This is a genomic window from Aporhodopirellula aestuarii, from assembly GCF_023701485.1.
In the GTDB taxonomy this organism is placed as follows: Bacteria; Planctomycetota; Planctomycetia; order Pirellulales; family Pirellulaceae; genus Rhodopirellula; species Rhodopirellula aestuarii.
The window spans coordinates 82,253-101,813 of the sequence record NZ_JAMQBK010000081.1; the positions used below are offsets into that span (position 1 = coordinate 82,253).

Consider the following 19,561-nt stretch of genomic DNA (forward strand, 5'->3'; position numbering starts at 1 on the left):
GAAGGAATTCCCTTCAACCGTCCCTGGACGATTAGTAGACCAGTTTAGTCTGTCTCAAAACTATCAGAAAATAGATCCAGTAACGCAGAGTCATTCGCTTGTCCGGTCGTTTCCGATTCGGAAGCTTGTGACGATGACAGGTTCGATGCCAACGTGTCGGCAACTTCCTCCGCCTTCAATTGCCCCCCTGATTGGAGGTCCATGCCGAAGGTCAACAGCTTATCGAGCGATGCGGAGGCATCAATCGGCCCCTCTTCTTCAGCCGTTCGCAGCACGGTGTTTGCCGAACCGAGATTGGCTGTTGAACCACTCGCAAATGCCTGGGTCGATGCCAGCGAACTCTCGATGCCGCCGGCGACATTGGACGTCACCGTGGTCACCGAGGATGCTGATTGCGTCGCGAGCGGTTCACTCGAACCGTTGTTGCCGTTGGCATCACGACGGTTGAGCTCTTCGATGACCTGCAGCACGTCGACCGAGCTGATAAATCCGTCACCGTTGACGTCGTAGTAGTCCGGCGGCGAACTCGTCAATTCCGAGACGCTGAAGGCACTCGTATCGGCGCCGCGTGCATTCATCAGGTTCAAAATTCGCAGAGCATCCACGGCGGTGATGAATCCGTCGGCACTGACGTCGAACTTATTAATCGGGTTCTGATAACTCGATTGATTGAAAGTGATGTTCACGGTGATCGGGCCGCTGAGTCGTCCTGTGTTGTCGATCAAACGATACGTGAACGTATCCGTCTGACCGGCAACCGGAATCGAATTGCCGGTCTTGGTCGTCGTGAACGAGAACGCACCGTCTTCGCGTCCCAGCAGATCGACCGCTCCCGTTCCGCCAACCGGTTGGGTCAACGATCCTGGAGCGATTCGGATCGACGAACCCGGATCGGGATCGAAGTCATTGCGGAGCAGTCCGAGCGACGGATCCGTAATTCGCAACGTTCCTCCCACAGGCACGGAATAGGCATCCGGGCTTGCGACGCCGCTCGGCGTGACATTGCCCCGCGGAGCATCCTCAGTTGCCAACACGACGAAGTCAAAGGAGTGTGAGTTTACAAACGTTCCATCGGACGCTTCGATCTCGATTTGAACAGATCCGGATTGATCAGGCTTCGGAGTGATCTGCAGCGTGTCACCGAGGAACTGAATCGACTGGACCAACGGGTGCGCGGCGATTTGGGCCGCCGTCGGGTTGCTGATCGAACCGAGTCGGCGAACGCGATACGTCAACACATCGTTGTCTGGATCGAAGAACAATCCATCACCGTCAACGGTCGGACGCCTCAGATTTGCTTGCCCGACGCCGTCCTCAAGAATCTGCAGCGGCTGCAAGCTGCCTGCGACAACCGGTGGGTCATCCGATCCAAGCACGGTGACGGTAATTTCTTGAACCACATCGGGACTCAACGAATCCGTGGCACGAACAAACAAGGTCGTGGTTCCGAATGCGAACGGTTTGAAATTCAGCGTCAGCTGGCTGCCGTTCGTGGTCGCGGTAAACAGATCCGTGTTCTCCACAGTCGGCTGCGGGAACGTAAGCGAATCGTCATCGGCATCCACAAACCACGACGTCAAGTCGAAGGTGGCGGTTTCGTCGGCCGCCTTGCGTTCATCGAACTCGAGAGTGGTTTGCCCTTCTTGGCCTCGGACCCCAAAGAACTCAGGCTGATTGTTCACACCACCGACATTAATGAAGGCGGTCGCCGTCGACTCCGCACCGAGTGAGTCAACAACAATGTAGGTGAACCGGTCGATGCCGCTGAAGTTCAATCGCGGCGTGTACTCCAAGTTATTTCCGACCAGAGCGATCCGGCCGCCACCACCTTCGGTACGTCGCGATTGGACGATCGCACCGTTTTCGATGGACGTGAACTGCCCCGCTTTCAAACTGATGGTTTGATTTTGCGGCGGTTGCGTCTCGTCGAGTGGCCCGGCCGTATCGTTATCCAGAATACCAGCAACGCTTTGTCCGTTGATCACCGTAGGACCATTGATCGGGATGATCAAAATCGGATCGCTGTTCGAAACCCGTTCGGTTGTTTGATACGTCTCGTTGTTCACCCGAGGGTTATCGTTGATCGCGTTGATCGTGATTTCCACCCGGCCGCTCACGTCGGCCGTTTGGCTGACGATCGTTCCTGGAAGAGTGCTCTTCAACCGATCCGCCACCGTGTAGGTGAACGTGTCCGCTGTCAGACCATTGTAATCCTGTGGTGGTGTGTAAAGGATTGTGCGACCATTCGAACTGATCGTCAACGATCCGCCCTGAGTCGTCCGGAATGGCGTCGTCACAGTACCGGCGGACAAGAAGAACAGATCTTGTTCGTCAGGTTCGGTACCCGGTCCTGCCGAGTAGAACGGATCGATCAGTTGGCTCGCGGTAAACACGACCGGTCCGAGACTAGTTTGATCGGCTTGGCTGACAACATTGTCTTCATTGATGGTGGTCGTCGTAACCACATCATCTTCGACGACACCGTCCTGCAGCGTTGGTCGATCGTTTACTGGTGTGACCGTGATCGTTGCGACGATCGGCGTCGGGCTCACCAATTGGTTCTGAGGAGCTGACGGGACAACGTCCGTTGCCAGAACGCTAAACGTTACCTGGCCTGAGAAGTCATCATCGGCATCGAAAGTAAACGTTCCGTTGCGTTGAACCTCGAGTGTTCCGGCGAATTGACCTGACTCGTCAAACAATTGCCGCACACCGATATCATCCGCATAGATCTGAACCCCACCCGGCGTTGCGGTCGTGACACCGACCAGCAGTCCGTTGTTGTTGGTGAACGCGTCCGTACCGGTGTCGTCGCCCGCCTGTAGGAAATCACCCTCACGGACGGTGTACTGCGGACTCGGGTTCCCGATCGCTGGAGGTTGGCCACCGACCAAACGAACGAGATAGTCTTCGACTTCTCCGCTGAGTGCCAATCCGACCGGCGAGCCGGTGCCGTTGGTGGACACCCGGAAACGTGCGTACGTGTTGGCCGATTGACCGGCGAGTAGCTTGGTCGTCGTTGCCGGAATCGTTACCGGGAACGTGTGAGTCGTCGTGCCCTCACCGAAGATGGCGGGGTTTACCGTTCCATCGAATGCCAAATCGGGTGAGATCACCAGCTCGCCCGGATCATCCCAATCACCGTCGGCGTTGAAGTCGATCCAGCCCTCGAGGATACCGGCACCGGTCACGGTCACGCTTACTTGAGTCGTTAGGCTCGCGTTAAAGAGTCCCTCTGGGTTCGCGGTACTCGTGAACGTGACACCGTCTTCGTCGTCACCGCTGACTTCGAACGTGACCGAACCTGGCGTTGCCCCTTCCACGGTCCTCGTGGATGCCGGATTCAACGGACTCAGAGCAATCGCTTCCTCGATGCCCGTCGCAATTGCCGTCCGTGTCAGCAATGCACTGTCGGCCGCCGTCAGGATGCGATTTCCGGTGTAACCCGGAACCCAGATGTTGTAGTTGTCTTCGTCGAAGATGCCGTCGGTATCGAATTCGAACGTGGCAATCGCGGCCCCCGTATCGATCGTGAACGTCTCTCCATCGAAACGCGTGACGTCGAATAGGTTGTTCGGATTGATGTCAATCTTGACCACGCCATCTTCGAGCCGTGGGACAAACAGTGATCCCCCGCCGCTGACAGAAATGGTGAAGTCGTCACCATCCGCGGTCCGCACCGAAAGGGCATCCACTTCCGCATCCACACTGGTCCCCAAGACAGGTCCCACACCAATGATGTGACGAGCACCGTTGTCAGCAAGTCGTGTCGGATAGCGTCCCGCAACCAATCCGACCGGATCGGGAGCGTCACCAAAGTCCAAGGCGATGTCGGACAGGTTAATCGTGAACTGCGTCGTCCGATCATCACGATTGGGTTGCAGCGGGTTGCCAACGACATCTTTGATCGCGGGCAGATAGTAGTTGCTGACCGGACCACTGATAATCGAAGCGTTCTCAACGAACAGCGTGTTTCCGCCGCGGTCCTCCGCTACCAACGTGGTCGTCGGCAATTCGCCAACAACGTTGACGCTGTTGAGTTGACGAAGCATGACCTGTTTCACTGCTTCGGGGCTAAACAACGGCGAGATCGCAATCGGGATCGCTCCGCCGGGAACACCCGTCACGTTCAAGGTCGGTGCGTCTGAGATATCCACTTGAGTTCCCGGCAAATCGTTCAAGATCACGCCGCCGGTTGGGATACCGTTTTCATCGAGTTCGGCGATCGGGTAGACGGTTCCGTCTTCACCCGGTGTAAACCGTAACCCGCCACTGTTATTGCGAATCGCTGCCGCCAAAGCTTCGGCGATATCACCCGGAGTGCTGGTCGGCTGGAACGCGACCTGAACATTACCCGGCTCCACGCCCCCACCGTTATCGACCGAATCGAATTCGAAGGAAACCGACACATCGCCTTGGCGGATCCGAAGAATCTCACCGTCACTGACGATCCCGCGAACGATATCGATCGCCGGCGTGCCGCTGACGCCGGGTAATCCCGCGTTGCTCACGCGGTCTTGATCGGTACGTCCCAGCGAAACCTGCGTTCCGTTGACGACAGTTGCGGTCAAACCGGTAGCCGCTGCGCGGATGGCCGCCGCAAACTTCGTCGCCAAAACATCCGGGTCATCCGCGGTGCTGTAGTTGACCACGTTCGCACCGACAACGGCTTGGGCAGGTGGCACAAAACCACCAATTCCGAACTGGAAGACGATATCGTTACCGTCGTCATCGGCAATCACAAAGATGCCGCCGTTGGTGATGCTATTACCGCCGAGGACCGGCATCGACAACAACAGCGGTCCGAACACTTCGACCGTGCTGCTGCCACTGACGCCCGGTTCGCCGCGTATTTCGAGCGAACTGTCAATGGTCACCGACAAGGTCAACGGATTATCCGAACTGACGTTCACCGCAACCTGTCCTGGCGCGACCGGACTACTTCCCGGCAGCAACCCGTCGATCAAGGTGATCGCGTTGCCGGCATCGTCGACAGGATTCAGTGCCGCAGTAACCTTGTCCGCGAGTTCGGAAGATGTATCGGTGAGTGAATAAAGGATCGCCCGGTTGCCGGGTGTTACCCCATCACCGTTCGGATTTTCCGCGGTACTCAGATCGAATTCGAACGTGACTCGTTCTTCAAAGGTCGCGGTCTCCGTCAAACCGATACCATTGAATTCGGAAATGATTCGAGCGGTCTTTTCGGCAGGAACGGTCAGATAAATGAACTCATCTTGAGCCACCGGGCTGACATCGATTCCGCGAGCCTGGATCGCCTGAGCAATTCGGCGAGCCAATTCATCTCGCGAAACAAAATACTCACGCAAGACGCCATTTTCGTCTGCGATCGTTTCCGTAACGTCAATCGGGAAATTACCCGGTGTGACTTCAGCAGGATCCGCATCGCTGGTGTCGAACTCAAAATTATAGAGTTCAGGCAGCAGATCGCCTTCGCGGAGTTCCAGCGTGAACACGGTGCTATCGATCTGCGCCACAATCGTGCCGACTTCAAATCCGGCTGGGAACGCATTGTTAATTGCGATCGCCGTGGACGGTGGCTCAGGAGCTTTGGCAACACGAATGATGTCCCCATCGAGCAGCGGACGCGACAAACCGAGCACACGCAACTGACCCGACGAGGCAGCGACCAACCCGTTCGCTGGCAGGTCGAGATATACCGTTTCACCATCGACCGTTGGGGTCAATCCGAGGCCGGCTTCCTCGACCGTCTCGCGGATTAATTCGGCGATCTCTCCTCCAGTCAGATTACCCAGCGTGGTGTCGAGGAAAATCTGCGTCGCGTCACTGTTGTCGAGCTGAGCATCCAAGGTGAACTCGAACACCTTTTCGCTATTGCCATTGCTGACCGTGAACGAGTCACCGTCCACAATACCGTTGATTCCGGTTCCGACGGTTGGCACTTGCAACGCCAGCGTCCGAGCATCTTGGCCGAGTCCGGTACCTGAAGTATCGACGACATAACCAGCCGGTGCACCGAGTACAACACGATTGGCATCAATCTTCACTTCAAAGTCAAACGCCGCAGCCCGATTCGACGGCAGATCACCTGTTTCATTCGTCTTGCGACGCTCTTGAGTGATCGCGGTTTGAATGCTTTGAGCGATCAGGTTGAGGTACTCTTGACGTTCCTGCCGTCCTGTCGGGGTTTCCTTGGCCGGCAAACTTTCCAATTGGAGAGAAATGCCTCGGGAAGGCGACGGGGCAGCGCCGGTCGAGAAGGAAGTCGGCTTGCTCGTAATCGAGACCGCGGGTCCGCTGGTTGCGGTCGTGATAATCAACGTGGTGAGATCATCATCGGCAACATCGACAACCACATTGATGCCGTTGTTTGCAAGCGTCTGCTGGATGACTCGGTAAAGTTCGAAAATACTTCCTTCAACCGGATCAGCAGGATTAAACGTGACGGCGATCGCGCCGCCGGTTGCGGAACCATTCTCTTCGACAAACTGGAACAAGAAATTATCGTTGCCAACTCTTAGTCCGACTTGTTGACCGACCAGCGACTCCGTAGGCAACGAAACACGCCGCGAACCGGGCAACAGAACGCCATCGTTATCGAATTCGAAGACGACCGCGTCGTTGATACCGTCGGAGATCAGGAAGATATCTCCATCGCTCAATCCGCCCACTTCGGTGCCAACCGTGGGCACGATCAATGTCGGCGTTTCAGGCAAGAACAATTGGTAGCCCGAATCGAATTCGAACACCACGGTACCGCCATCGGAGTCCGTGATTCGAATTTGATCACCGTCGGTGACTTCACTCGGATCTGGCGCGATTAAGACGGTACGGTCACGGTTATTCAACGCGATCCGATACGAACGATCATCACGCCACACACCCGCCAACGGGATCAGGGTGATCGTGTTGCTCGTTTCGTCATATCGGAACGTGTAATCGATACCTTCCTCGAGCAGTTCATCGTTCTCGAACACGGTCAGGTTGGCACCTTCCCGGCGGAGGCCTGGAATCTCGGCAACCTTCAACGTGCTGTCATCGATTCCGATGCCGGTGAACGGATTGGATCCGTCTCCGGTATCCACCAACTGGATGCGGAAGTCACCCAGCACGCCTACACCACGTTGGATGTAGGACACCGAAGTATCACGGTCGAGCCCAGCGGCGTCGTTATCTCGCGGATTCAATGCGATCGCGATGGGCCCAATAAAATCAGCGAGTTCCGAGCTACCACGATCCTTGAAGATCGATTGTCCCGATCCACCCGACGTCACGAAGTTCGGATTATCAGCTCGCAGGACTCCATTGACGTCACGATTCGGTGCCAGAACGTTGCTGATCGGAAGACCGACGGCGGTTTTCACCGACGAGAACGAACTCCGCTCGTTCAGGCTGCTCGTCGCACTATCGATGACACGAGAGCCAGGCGCCGGGAGGAAGTTGTTTCCTTGCGAATCAACCAGCAAAACACCAGTCGGATCGATAAAGAAATTGAAGTCACCCGATTGCAACGTCACGTTCGTCGCGCCAACCACGTCGTCGGTCGACAACGAAGTATCAACGATGTCAAACGGCCCGGTCGGGTCGACCGGCCACGTCACGTCGAATCGGATTTCGCTGTTGCGAGATTCGTCGTGCTGGAACACGTTGCCGTTAACAACGACCTCTTGCGGTTTGATGAAGTCATTCCCGGCGACCCGCACCCGTTTTCCGAAACCGAAGAAGTTCGTCTCGTCAACAAGGATGCTTTGGTGCAGGTTCGACAACACGTTGTTGAGCAAGGTCGGGGAAGCACCACCGGTGACCCAGATCCCGCTTTCAGCGATCAGCTGATCCGCATTCTCGGCAAACTCGACTCGGTTGTTGTTGTCTGAGTTCGGACGGAAGTCGTTCGTGCTCAGCTTCAATCCGGCGGCCATCGCTTGCGGACTCAGTTCGATTTCCGCGATGTTTTCAAACAGAACATACAGCTCGGTCGACGCAAAACCGTCCGTTAGTGTGTTGTTGGGGCTGAGCGTTGACGAGTTATTTTCAACACGATCATGTCCGAAACCCAACGGGAAGTCCGTGTCATTCCCTTGAGATTGAATCGGGAATAGCGTGCGAGTCTGCCCCGGCCGTCGGCTCGGGTCGGACAGGTTCACGATGCCCAAGTTGTCACCGCTTTGACCACCCAACGCCGTGGCGCGGCCACGAGCAATCGGGCCGCTGCGTCCACCAGGACCGTTACCGTTTTCATTGTTGGGCAGTGCAGGGATGTCCGCACCGGAAATCGGATCTTGCAATCCGGTCACGGCGCTGGCGATCGCGTCCATGATTTCAGGAACGTTGTAATTAGCGATCAACGGGACGTTGTAGTTGCCGTTGCCCAGGACGATGCCGGTAACACTGTTCGTAAATTCGAACGTTAGTTGGTTTCCGACGGTTGTTGGTGTGCCGCCACTGACCGGGAAATTAGGCCAATTGCCCGCAAAATCCGCGATCTGCGTGACCGTAAACGTCGTGCCGACCAAATCGCTACCGACCGTGCCACCCCGCCGGCTTTGACCTTCGTTGCCGTCGTCAAGACTCATTACGAATTGGCGAGGGGTGTAAACCTCAATGCCGATTTCGTAGTCACCCGTGGTAGTACCACCCGTTCGTCCGGAGAGGCTGTTGGGGTCATAACCCGCATTGCCCACGGAACTGACACCAATGAAATAGGTTCCTGTCTTCAAAGCGGTGAAATCAACGAACGGGTCGCGACCATTCAAGTTATCCGTCACCGTACCTGCTCGACCGGCACCGGCAAATGCAGTTGATCGCGGATCGAGATAATCCGGCGCCGCACCATTGTCGGCAACCTTGGTTTCGTTGGGTGCACCGAAGTTCAAGACTTGTGACTCACCGAACTCATCGAAGATCCGGATAATCGTATCCGGACCATTTTCGATCGTATCGATGTCAACGATCAAGCGATCACCAACGATCAATTCCACCTTATAGAGGTCGACATCGTTGGCATCCTCCACTCCGGCAAGAGCGGCAGGGAATTCTTGGGTTGGGAACTCGAGGCTGAGGAATAATTGATCACTGGCGTCGATCGTCTGCCCACCGGTCAGGTTAACCAACAGTTGCGTATCGGTGAAGGAGACATCCACACCCACGGTTGACGCGTCGCTGACGTCGACACCTCGAAGGTTGCTGAAATCCCCTTCGAAAACGTATCCGTTGAAACTGCCGTCGGCGACCACACCGGAACCGGTGTAATTCACCGAGATCGACGCATTATTGACGTCGATGTTGGCGTTAACCGTCGTGGTCGGTGCACCGTCGGTCGCGAAGTTAGCAATGTTGCCAAACTCGACGCCGACACCGACCACGGCACTGCGTGCATCGGTCACGTTGGAACTGTCAAACACGGTTCGGAAGGTGATCGTTTGATCGGTCAGACCCTGTGGAATGTTGTAACCGATCGCCGCGTTTTGGATGTAAGGACCTGCGTGATCACGTCCGACATAGGTCGTCGTCGCATCAGCAAGAACGTCGTTGTTGTCCAGTTTCGCGTCGTCAGGGAACAACGACTGCGTCCCATCGGAACCGTAGACGGTGTTGTTAACCACGCGAGCAAACGGCTGTGCCGCTTCGGCAACCGGTGCCGGACCGACCGAGAAATCAGTGATACCGCCGCCACTGCTTCCATAGGCGGTGGTGAAGTAAATATTACTAACACCTTGCAAGTAGACCGCGGCGTTCGGGAATGATTCCGGGTTAGCGGCAAATTGTTCTTCGAAACCGCTACGCTGCACCATCGAAGGGCCGAGATACGCAGTAACCACTTCGGCCATATCATTGGTCACAAGGATACTGCCTTGGATGGCCTGTTCAATTGCGAGCATCAACTCGAACGACGAATACGGATAAACCGTTCCGGGTGCGTTGTTATAAGCTGCTGCACTGGATTGATGCCGATAGTAGATCGGCACGTGACCGTCAATGAATCCATTTCCACCCGCGGTTCCGCTACCGCCCGCGACGACGGGTGCCCCACCAATGTCTTCAAATTCGAAGACGACCCGCGTTCCGGCGGCGTCAATCGCCATCGTGTATCCGTCATTGACGTTCAATGACAAAGCATCGATGACAAACGGTCGCGTTTCGCCTTCGACCTTAATGCCCGACATCCGAGCTTGATCGATCGTGTTGTTACGAATCACCACGCCCGACATCAACCCGCCGTCGACGGAGTTGTTCAGCGTCGGCAGGTTCCGAGCGACACCGGCAGCAGGATTACCGACTGGGGGCAGTTGTAAGAATGGATGCGGTGAGTCGGTGCTCTGAGCGATACCGAATAACTCATTGAAGAAATCGACTTCCGACGGATCGCCGCGATAGTATTCCATGTCGGTACCACGATCGCCGGCTTCCGAATAGATACCGATGGCGTGGACATCGCTGATCACATTGTTCTCAATGATGACCTGGCCCTGAGTCCGCGTGTAATTGACGTCACCTGATCCGTTGTGCAAGACCGCAGGCATGAGGATGCGTCGGTTGCCTTGCGCGGTGAGTTCAAAGTCCAGCGTATCAGTGACTTGCGGTGCGTCGCTGTACGACGCCAACTCCGTGAACGAACCATTGACGGCACCAAACAGGTTCAACCGATTTCCGGTCATCGTTTCATCATCGAGTCCGGACGCGGAGGCAGCTTCCACATCCAACCGATTGGTCGCGTTGATCGCCGTGCGAATCCGCATTGCGAGTTCCGCTGGTGTGTCCGCGGTGCTAAATATCAACCGTTGGTTCGTGAACCGGGTCGACCCGTTGTTGTCGAACTCGAAGACTTGCGTCGTCTTGCCATCATTGATTTCGAAGATATCGCCGTCTTGGACCTGGGACCCGGCGGGCACGACGAGTGTGATTTCTTGAGCGTGACGGTCGTTGGTATCGAACGATCGCGTCAAACCTTGTGCGTTACCGGTAGGCGTGGTGAACGACGTCGCACGACGCATTTCGAGTTGGTACTCGCCGGTCGGCCCTTCGGCTTCACCGACGAACGTGGTGGCTCCCGGCGTGGAGTTGAACACCGTCTCGCCACGTTCGGCAAAACCAACGATAAAGTCGTCCAGATACAAACCTTCGGCTTCGTCAACGACGACCCCATCGCTCTCATATTCGAACTCAAAACGAATATCAGTGTGGCCGGCAAAATCGCTCAGCGAGATTACCTTCTGACGCCATTGCGAATCACTGATAAAATCAGGATCCGGGTCGGCGGTCGGATCTAACGTCAAGTTCGGCTGGGTCTCATCGAACGTGATGCCAGCGGGGTTTTCCGCACTAGTGATCTTCAGCGTGAGCGAATCGATCGGGTTGCCGAGACCATCGAGCGGGCTATCCCAGAGATAGTTGAAGTAGAACCGCGGCAGGTCTTCGGCGGCGTATCCGACTAGGTCGAACGCGTTGCTGAGCAATTGACCGCGAGTTTCGACGTTGCGATCGAAGTGGATGCTTTCGTTGGCGCCGTCGCCGATAACTTGATCCGCCGCTGAAACGTGCATCACGTAACGCCCCGTTGCCGCCTCGCCGGTGCGCGGGAACGTCAGCGTACCGTTCGGGGCGGTAACGATTTGAGTGTTCGCCTCCAAAATGCCGATGAAGTACACACCCTGGTCAAGGATGCCATCGAAGAAAGGGTCACTGCTGATCGAGAAGAACGTATCACCCGCACTGCCCGTTTGTCCTTCCGTCGTCAACGAGTTAAACACACGTCCGGGAGGATTGAGCAGAACACGCGAAGCATCCAGGATGACCAGGTCGACATCCACGCTGCCGAGAGTCGGATCACCAAAAATTGATTGGAAGGGGTTTTCACCTTCGTCGACATCGATGATCACGCGAGTGTTGTTTTCCGTGATCGTCAATTGATAGAAGTCGGCGGAATCGCCGTTCATCGACGCTTCGATCGAAACGTGAGGAATCGTCTGTGCGGTGAAGTCGTCGGTACCACCAATTTGCGGGTTGCTCGAAATCGACCAATCCAATGTATTCAGATCCAACGCACCGGCAGGCCCCGCGGTGCCTTCGGTGATTCTCTGAATTCGCGTGTACGGCGACTCAACGTTTGTATCATCAGTCGTGTTGAACTCACCGCGGAATTCGCTGTAGAAAGTCTGGTTGCGACCGGTCAGCCCGAAATTCGTCTTGTCAAAGTTGTCGTTGACGCCGTGGCCGATGTCGTTGGCACGCTCAGTGGTCGTGGTGAACCCACCGCCGATGATCGCAGCATCGGAGAACAATTCGTCTTCACGCGGGCCACCAAAGACACTGTCGCCCGTCGCGGCACTATCAATCCGGTCTTCGAAGATCCGTTGGATCGAGTTAATCGGCTCCCGACGAACCGCCACATCGCTGAGTTGCTCAGGCAATCTTTCTCCCGCGGTAATGGCGACGTAGTACGCACCTTCGGGAAGCGAAACAGGACCGATCAGTGGATCGCTTGCCGAGATCGAACCACGGTCGAGGCGTTCGGCGAAATTGCCGTTCTCACCGAATGGGCTCGATTGATCTTCGGCCACGTTGCTATCGGCACCGAACAATACCAATTGCGGGAGTGCAGGCCCGAACTCGCCGTCAGGATCATAGAACACACTGATATTGGTATCCGGACGTGTCAGCCCCGAGGCGTAGTCGACGTCAAAAATCGTCGACATGTAATTGGTATTCAAACCTTCGGTGCCGACCAGGGCCGCGATGTCGACTTGGTAGAAGTCCACATCGAGCCCATCGCTGATTGATCCGGCAACGCTGATGACGGGACGTTTACCGTCGAGCAGGTTTCCGACGTTCTGCGGTTGTTGCGCCGGTGCACGATTATCGTTTTGCAGAGAAACGGATTCGAGTACGTCGTTGGACGAGGCGATTCCGAACGGTGAATCATCGCCCACGACGGATTCGTTCTCACCGGCTTCACCCATCAAGGGTGACTCACCCGGTAATCCGCGGACGTGAATCCCGTTGTTAGCCCAGCGGATATCGGTGTAGCGAATGACGCTGCCGGGATACTCTTGCGCTTCTTGCAAGCGAACTTGGACCAGGTAGGTGCCGTGACTGCCGCCGGCATTCGGATCGTTCGGGTTAGTCGATGCACTGCGAACACGGAAATAGTACGTACTGCGACTGTCGTTTCCGGTCGAATCGCCAGGCAATACGACTCGGAAACCGGCGTCGCGTGAGTTGATGCTGCCGATATCGAGGTAGTCACCGAACACATTCTTTTCGGTGTAAGTGTCGGCACGCGATTGCAACGGACTCACCAAACCGGCTACCGAAGGATCTGAGATGACCACGTCTCCGGCAATCGAATTGTCGCTACGTGCGAGCAACACGCCCTCGGCGTTGAGCAATTCCACAACGGTATCGAGGCCAAAGGACGTGCTGTCGATATCGAACCAAACCTCGGAACCGGCGCTGCCATCGAAGCTGTACGTATCGACGTCGGTCGGACCCGATAGGTAACCGCTGACCTCGAAACCGAGCCGACGATTTTCATCACCGAGATTCAAATCGGCCGCGAGATCACCCAAGAACTGAGCCTGATTCACGTCGCCGTTTCGTCCCGGAGCCACGTCGGTGGTGAGTTCTTCTTCCAGAATGAAATCGACGTTACGGTCGTTGCTGTATTGGTCCAGCAAAACGCTGCGCCAATCATTCGTCTCGGGACGTGATCCGTAGGAATCTCCGTTGGTGTCCGTGAAATGCGTTCCGTCGATCGCGAGACCCGCACCCACCGTATCGTCTTTGAAACTCGTCAGAACAACCGGAGCTCCCGGCAAACCGACGATGTGAATGGTGCCGCCGAGCCGTTGGTCGCTATCGCTCGTTTCTCCCGTCGCGGTAAACCCGGTACCGAGCGTGGCACTGTTCGGCGTGCCCGCACCACTGAGTTTGACCACCAAAGATTCGTTGGCGCGGCTTTGCAATCGCAGGCCGCCGGAGCTTTGGATATTGCCAACAGTCACACTCTTATTGAGCACGTGAACGATGTCGGTGTCGTCCCAAATCGACTCCACGAGAAGCTCGCCACCGCGGATGACCAAGCCGCTGATTTGCTTGTCTTCATCATCATCGGCGGGAACGACTTCGAATCGGTTCAAGCGAACCAACGGACCGTGGTTGTCGTCGAATTCGGAGAACGTATCCACACTGCCCGTTTGACGACCGGTGTCTCGCAACAGATCGGCGACCATCGAGTCGACATCGATACCGATCGCGGCACCCCGGTTGTCCTTGAATTCGTTCGCGACAATCACCGGTTGGCTACCGCGAACAAAGATCACCGAAGGATCCACCGCGAGTCGACCACCACGGCCGGGACGACCCGAACCATCCTGTCCGTCTTCGTTGAACTCGAATCGCGTGTTCGTGATGCGACCATCGGCCTGTTGCAGTTCGAGTGGGGCAAACCCGCGACTCTCACCACCGGTCACCAAACTGATACCACCGGCGTATGAAACGACGGAGTGGTCCAAACTGACGTAAGCATTCGCGCCGGCGTAGATACCCGACCAATCACCTCGCTCGGCGATTTCATTTCCGTTCAGGGTGTTGGCATCATTGTTGGTATCAAACGTCCCGCCGGTTCCATAGCGATCGTCGAGCGAACTGGTGAAGATCACCGGTTGCGACAGCGTGCCTTCGGCGAGCAACTGGGTACCGTGTCCGAGTTCGATTCGAGCGCCCTGAAGCTTAACCACCATTCCCGGATCAATGACCAATGACGCATCGAGTCGACCACGTCGGCCCACGCGATTGAGATCCAACAGACCTTCGGATGACGCGCCACCATCGGTGTACGTCGAACTGAGACCATCGAGGCTGGCGATCAAGTGATAACCACCACTGATCAGGGCTCCGGTGGCGTCGAATTCGGCTCGATACAAGCGACGTGAAACGTAGTCGGTGCCATCAGGGATTCGTGGCAATCCTGCCAATTGAATGCTTGCTCCGGCGAGCGTTTCTCCGGTCGCGGCCGACAGACGCAAGGCGGCGGAGACGTCCGTCGCCGCCGACTCGAACCCGTTTCCGTCGACGAACGTCATCAGGTACTCAACCGTCGACGTTCCGTTGGGGATCGCACCGCCCGTCAAAATCTGAGCAGAAGCTTGTGCCAAAGAAGGTCGGATTCCGTCTTGGATTGCACCACCGGGATCACCCGCGATCACGAGATTCTCAGCGATGAAGTGCACGACGCTGGTGTCATCGAATCGTGCCGATGACATGAGTTGCGTTGGGGCCGAATTCGGGGTCACAACGGTGCGGATGAACAGCCCGTTGAGACTGTTATTTGTTAGCACGTTGTTGTGGATGTCCGGTCCGACCCGGCTGTAATCAGGCGTGAAGCTGCCTGCTTGCTGGAATGCGGGCGTACTAAACGTGGTCTCTTGGAAACTGTCCGGAGCCGCACTCATCGCGGCGTCCGCACTCCGAGTGATCTCGTTGAAAGAAATGTTCGGACGCAGATTGATCAACTGAATCGGGTTAACCAATTGTTGCACCGAATCGACCCGAATATCGCTACTCCCGCCGTAACGGATTTCGGCATGATTGACCGTATGCAAGAAGATGCCTTCATCTTCCAAATCGAGTCGGCCCAATGCTTGATCGATATCGCGACGGAAAACGATCCCGCCCCAGTCACCGGGTTTGGGCGCGATGGAAGTCCCGGCACCGGCAGCGTCGGCGGCGCGATCGCGGGTGCTGGTGAAAATGACGCTTCCATCGTCATAGCCGAGACCGGCGTCGTTGACTTCGCCAATCAGGGAGGCGCCGGTGTCGGTAAAGCTTACCAAACGCGGCGTTCCGAGAACTTGCAACGCACCGCCGCTGCGGTCGATCTGGGTGCTGCTGCTTCCGACGCTGATGCGGGATGAACGCAGTTTAAAAATCGCGCCGGCATCGATCATGGTCGTGACCCCGGCGGGGATTTCCATGTCGCGGCCGTCTTCGAGCGTCCGACCACCGACTTCGCTCAATCCAAATTCATAAGCGAAGTTATCCGCCTCGGTCACAATGTTTTGATCCGAGCCACCGTTGCCCACGATCCGGACGATGTCGCCCCGAAGCGTTGAGTCGAAGGCGTTGACGACGGCGGGATTGTTGATGTTATTGAACGGCAAATCGATACTACCGTCCGCATTGGTCGCGGCGAGCTTGTCAACAAAGATCATTCGTCCGAACGATTCAACGCCGCGGAAACTATTGCTGAAGCTCACCGAACGCTCACCATCGAGCGTGATGCTGTCCGCATTCACCGTTGCGACAACACCCGTCGCGTCTTGCCGGCCATTGATCGCCGTCGCCAACAATTCGGCAAGGTTCTCAGGAGGCGAATCGTTTCCAGGCGTGCTGCTGTAACGGACAACCACGTTACCCGGTCGTGCCGAACCACCGCCAAACGGCAGGAACTCATACGTGCGGGTGTCGCCGTTGGCACCCGTGATCGTCATCGTCTGGCCCGGCGTGATCGATTCACCACCGAGTGTGAACTGCATCGTGCGTAGTTCCGGACGGGTCTGGAACCAGAAATTGTTCGCTCCGCGAGGCACGCCATCACCATCACCGTCGATCGGTGTTCCTGGAACTCCTGGACGTGTTCCGTCCCGGTCTCGAATCACATCGACCTCATCGACCTGCGGCTCGAACTTGATCCGCAATTCATAATCGCCCTGCGTCAATCCACCAAAGCCGCTGTCCTTCACCATCGGGTCATAGGTATCGTTGCCACTGGCGGCAACACCGATGTAATAGACGCCCTCACCGAGCGACGCGGTCAGGAACGAATCTTCGCTGAAGTAATCGTCATTACGGCTGAGTTGATGGAGACCACCGCCGGACAAAATGATCGGCGTTGTGCGGAGGTTCAGACCGCTGATGTCGGTCGTTATCGAACCCTTCACGAGCTCGAGTTGGAAGAGGCTGCTGGCAAACGCGTCATTTTCGATGGCCGCGATCAGTTGGCCGACTTCGACAGCGTCGACAAACCGGCCCCGACGTGGCATATCGATCAGAATCGCATTGTTGACGAATCCGCCGGCACCATCATCAAGCCTTAGCACGCGGACTTGATCGTCGCCGGCATCACGGTCGCTCTCAATGAATTCGATACGCGCACCGTTGCCGCCTGTGCCGACTTGCGTGGCTTCGACACGGAGCTGCAAGGAAGGCCCGATCTTCAAATCGGTCGACGCACTGGCGCGAACCTCTTCGAATAGCGTGACGGTTGTATCGAGGGCGCTGGAGTCCGACAGCCGCTCGGCAAACGTCTCGACACTGAGTTGACCGATCCGATTGGCATCGTCCAAATCGATTACGAATCGATACAGGTCGACGTCGACGCTATCCGGCCGGTGTACGTATTGTCCGTGCAAGACATCGACGTTCGATGGGAAAACAGGTTCCCAATCTGGAAGGGAGAAATCGTCGAGATTATCGGGTAGATAGACCAAACTACCTTCCGTCGTTGGCACATCCGCGGGCAGCGTGATCGGATCAATTAGATCATTGAGGAAGCCCCGGAATTCAGGATGTTCTTCAGCAAACCGTTGATAATCCGGCGAATTCGGATCGGTCGTTGGTGCTGTGATTGCAGGCCCAAGGACACCGTCGGTCGGTCGGCGAAGCAACGCCTCATCATTAAACGCATTGAGCGCCATCAGCACTCGCGGAGCCTGATCGGGAGCGGCTAAAAGTCCCAGCAACAGCCCCACACCGGCTGCCGCCTTGCGGGTGAAGTCCTCGCCGTAATCGAATCCAAAGTTCGCTTGGTTGCTGAACACGATCGACGCGTTGGAGCTGCCCGCGGTCGCGTTGTCATTGATCGCCGGGTCGACTCGCACCGACGCTTGCAATTGCGGAACCGCGGTAAAACGCAGATCGTCGGGCAGCGAAGCGGCCGTCAACAGATCGCTAGTCTCACCCAAAGCAAACGTGATCCCTTGGTCCGCGGTCTCAGTGAACTGCACACCGATTTTGTTGCTCCACAACTGCAGCACTTCACGGATCCGCAGCTTCTGCGTCGGAGTGATCTGATTGAGCGAAGAGGTCGTTCCGTTCTGGAAATAGACGCCTTTGAAATTGTACGGGATCTCGGTGATACCAGACTGCAAGTCGGCACCGAACGCGTCATTGATATGTTCGATCAACAACCGGTGCCCCGGATCGTCATCCCCACCGGGCAACTCAATATTGACCTGCTGTGGCGAGATCGACTCACGGATCACAAGGCTCGTTAGCGTATCGGCATCAAACGTTCCGATGTCCAATGACGTGCTGAGCGTGTCTCCGAGTCCGACCAGCGTGATCGGATCACCGCCGACCAAACGCTGGGGCAACTGCGTCGATAAGAAAGAACTGTTGACCGAGATCGAGATCAGACTGCTGATAATCGCATCGCCCTCGACCGCAGCGACCAAGTCACTAACCAAGGGAGTGCTGCCGCCGTAGTTGACGACGATCACACCCGACGTGTCTTGCGAAACCGACAAACCGGCGGTCCCGGTGTTCACAAAGCGGACCTGTTGGCCCGACGCGTTTTCGCCGACTTGACGCGAGACAAATTCAAACGACCCACTGTTCACGCCGAGCGAAACGGTTGCCGTCGGCGCCGTCAGCATTTCCGATGGTTCAACGATCAGGTCTAACTTCGAATCGACCGCCGTTCCGATCCGCAACCGGAAAGTGCCGCCGCCGACGGGAACTCCAGGCAGGTTGTTGATGTCGGATTCGAAAATCAAGCGAGCCGTGTGCGTGGTCGCGTCGTAGATCACTTCCTCAGGAAGATAGAACTCGTCGTCGGTCGTCCGCACCGAATCTTGCGTCAGCAATAACTGGTAGAAGCGTGGGTTCTCCGCTGAGCGTTCGGTCGGATTCCCCGCCGCGTCGTCCTCGACGAACAAAGGATCTTCGTTGAAATAGACAACGATCTCGTCACGATTTTGAGTCAACGACCCGTCCGCGTTTCGGATCACCGGCTGCGGCACGACCGCTTCGATCAGTGCACCGAGGTCGAGCCGGAAATTGACCGTCTCGACGCGTTCGCCGACCACCGAGGGCTGAATCAGCTCACCCTGGACGTTACGCAAGCCAACAATCGGAACAGGCGTCGCGTTCGGGTCGTCATAGCCGTAGATGGTGATTCGATAATTGTCATCGGGCAGCGAATCGGCAAATCGCACGACGACTTCATTCTCGTTCGGATCACCGAGCGACACGAGCCCCGGTGTGATTCGGACATCGTCGGTCGTCCCAAACAAGCCGTCACGACCGCTCCGGGTGAGCTGGATCGAATCGAGCGTGTTGGCGTCAAGCTGCTGATCTTGATCAAACCGGAACGTCAAAACCCGTGGGGCAATTTGCCGAACCGCCCCGTTGTCGAGCAACTCGCCCTCATTGGGTTGGACCCCGATCAGTTCGGGACCGGCGAGCAATTGCCGGGCCTCAAGCGTTTCGAGCAAATGCCGACGTCGTTGTTGACGTGTGACGCTCGAACGCCGGCCCTCTCGATTTGAGCGGCGGGCGCGCGTGGGTTGATCGGACGACGCTT

Annotated in this window: 1 protein-coding gene; it reads right to left on the reverse strand. The window is 56.6% G+C overall.

Annotation, left to right across the window (positions count from 1 at the left end; translation table 11 throughout):
- Positions 1 to 44: 44 nt before the first annotated feature.
- Positions 45 to 19,472: a dockerin type I domain-containing protein gene (locus NB063_RS26595; RefSeq protein WP_250932090.1), complete on the reverse strand. Its 19,428-nt coding sequence runs from the start codon at positions 19,470 to 19,472 to the stop codon at positions 45 to 47.
- Between the last annotated feature and the right edge of the window lie 89 nt (positions 19,473 to 19,561).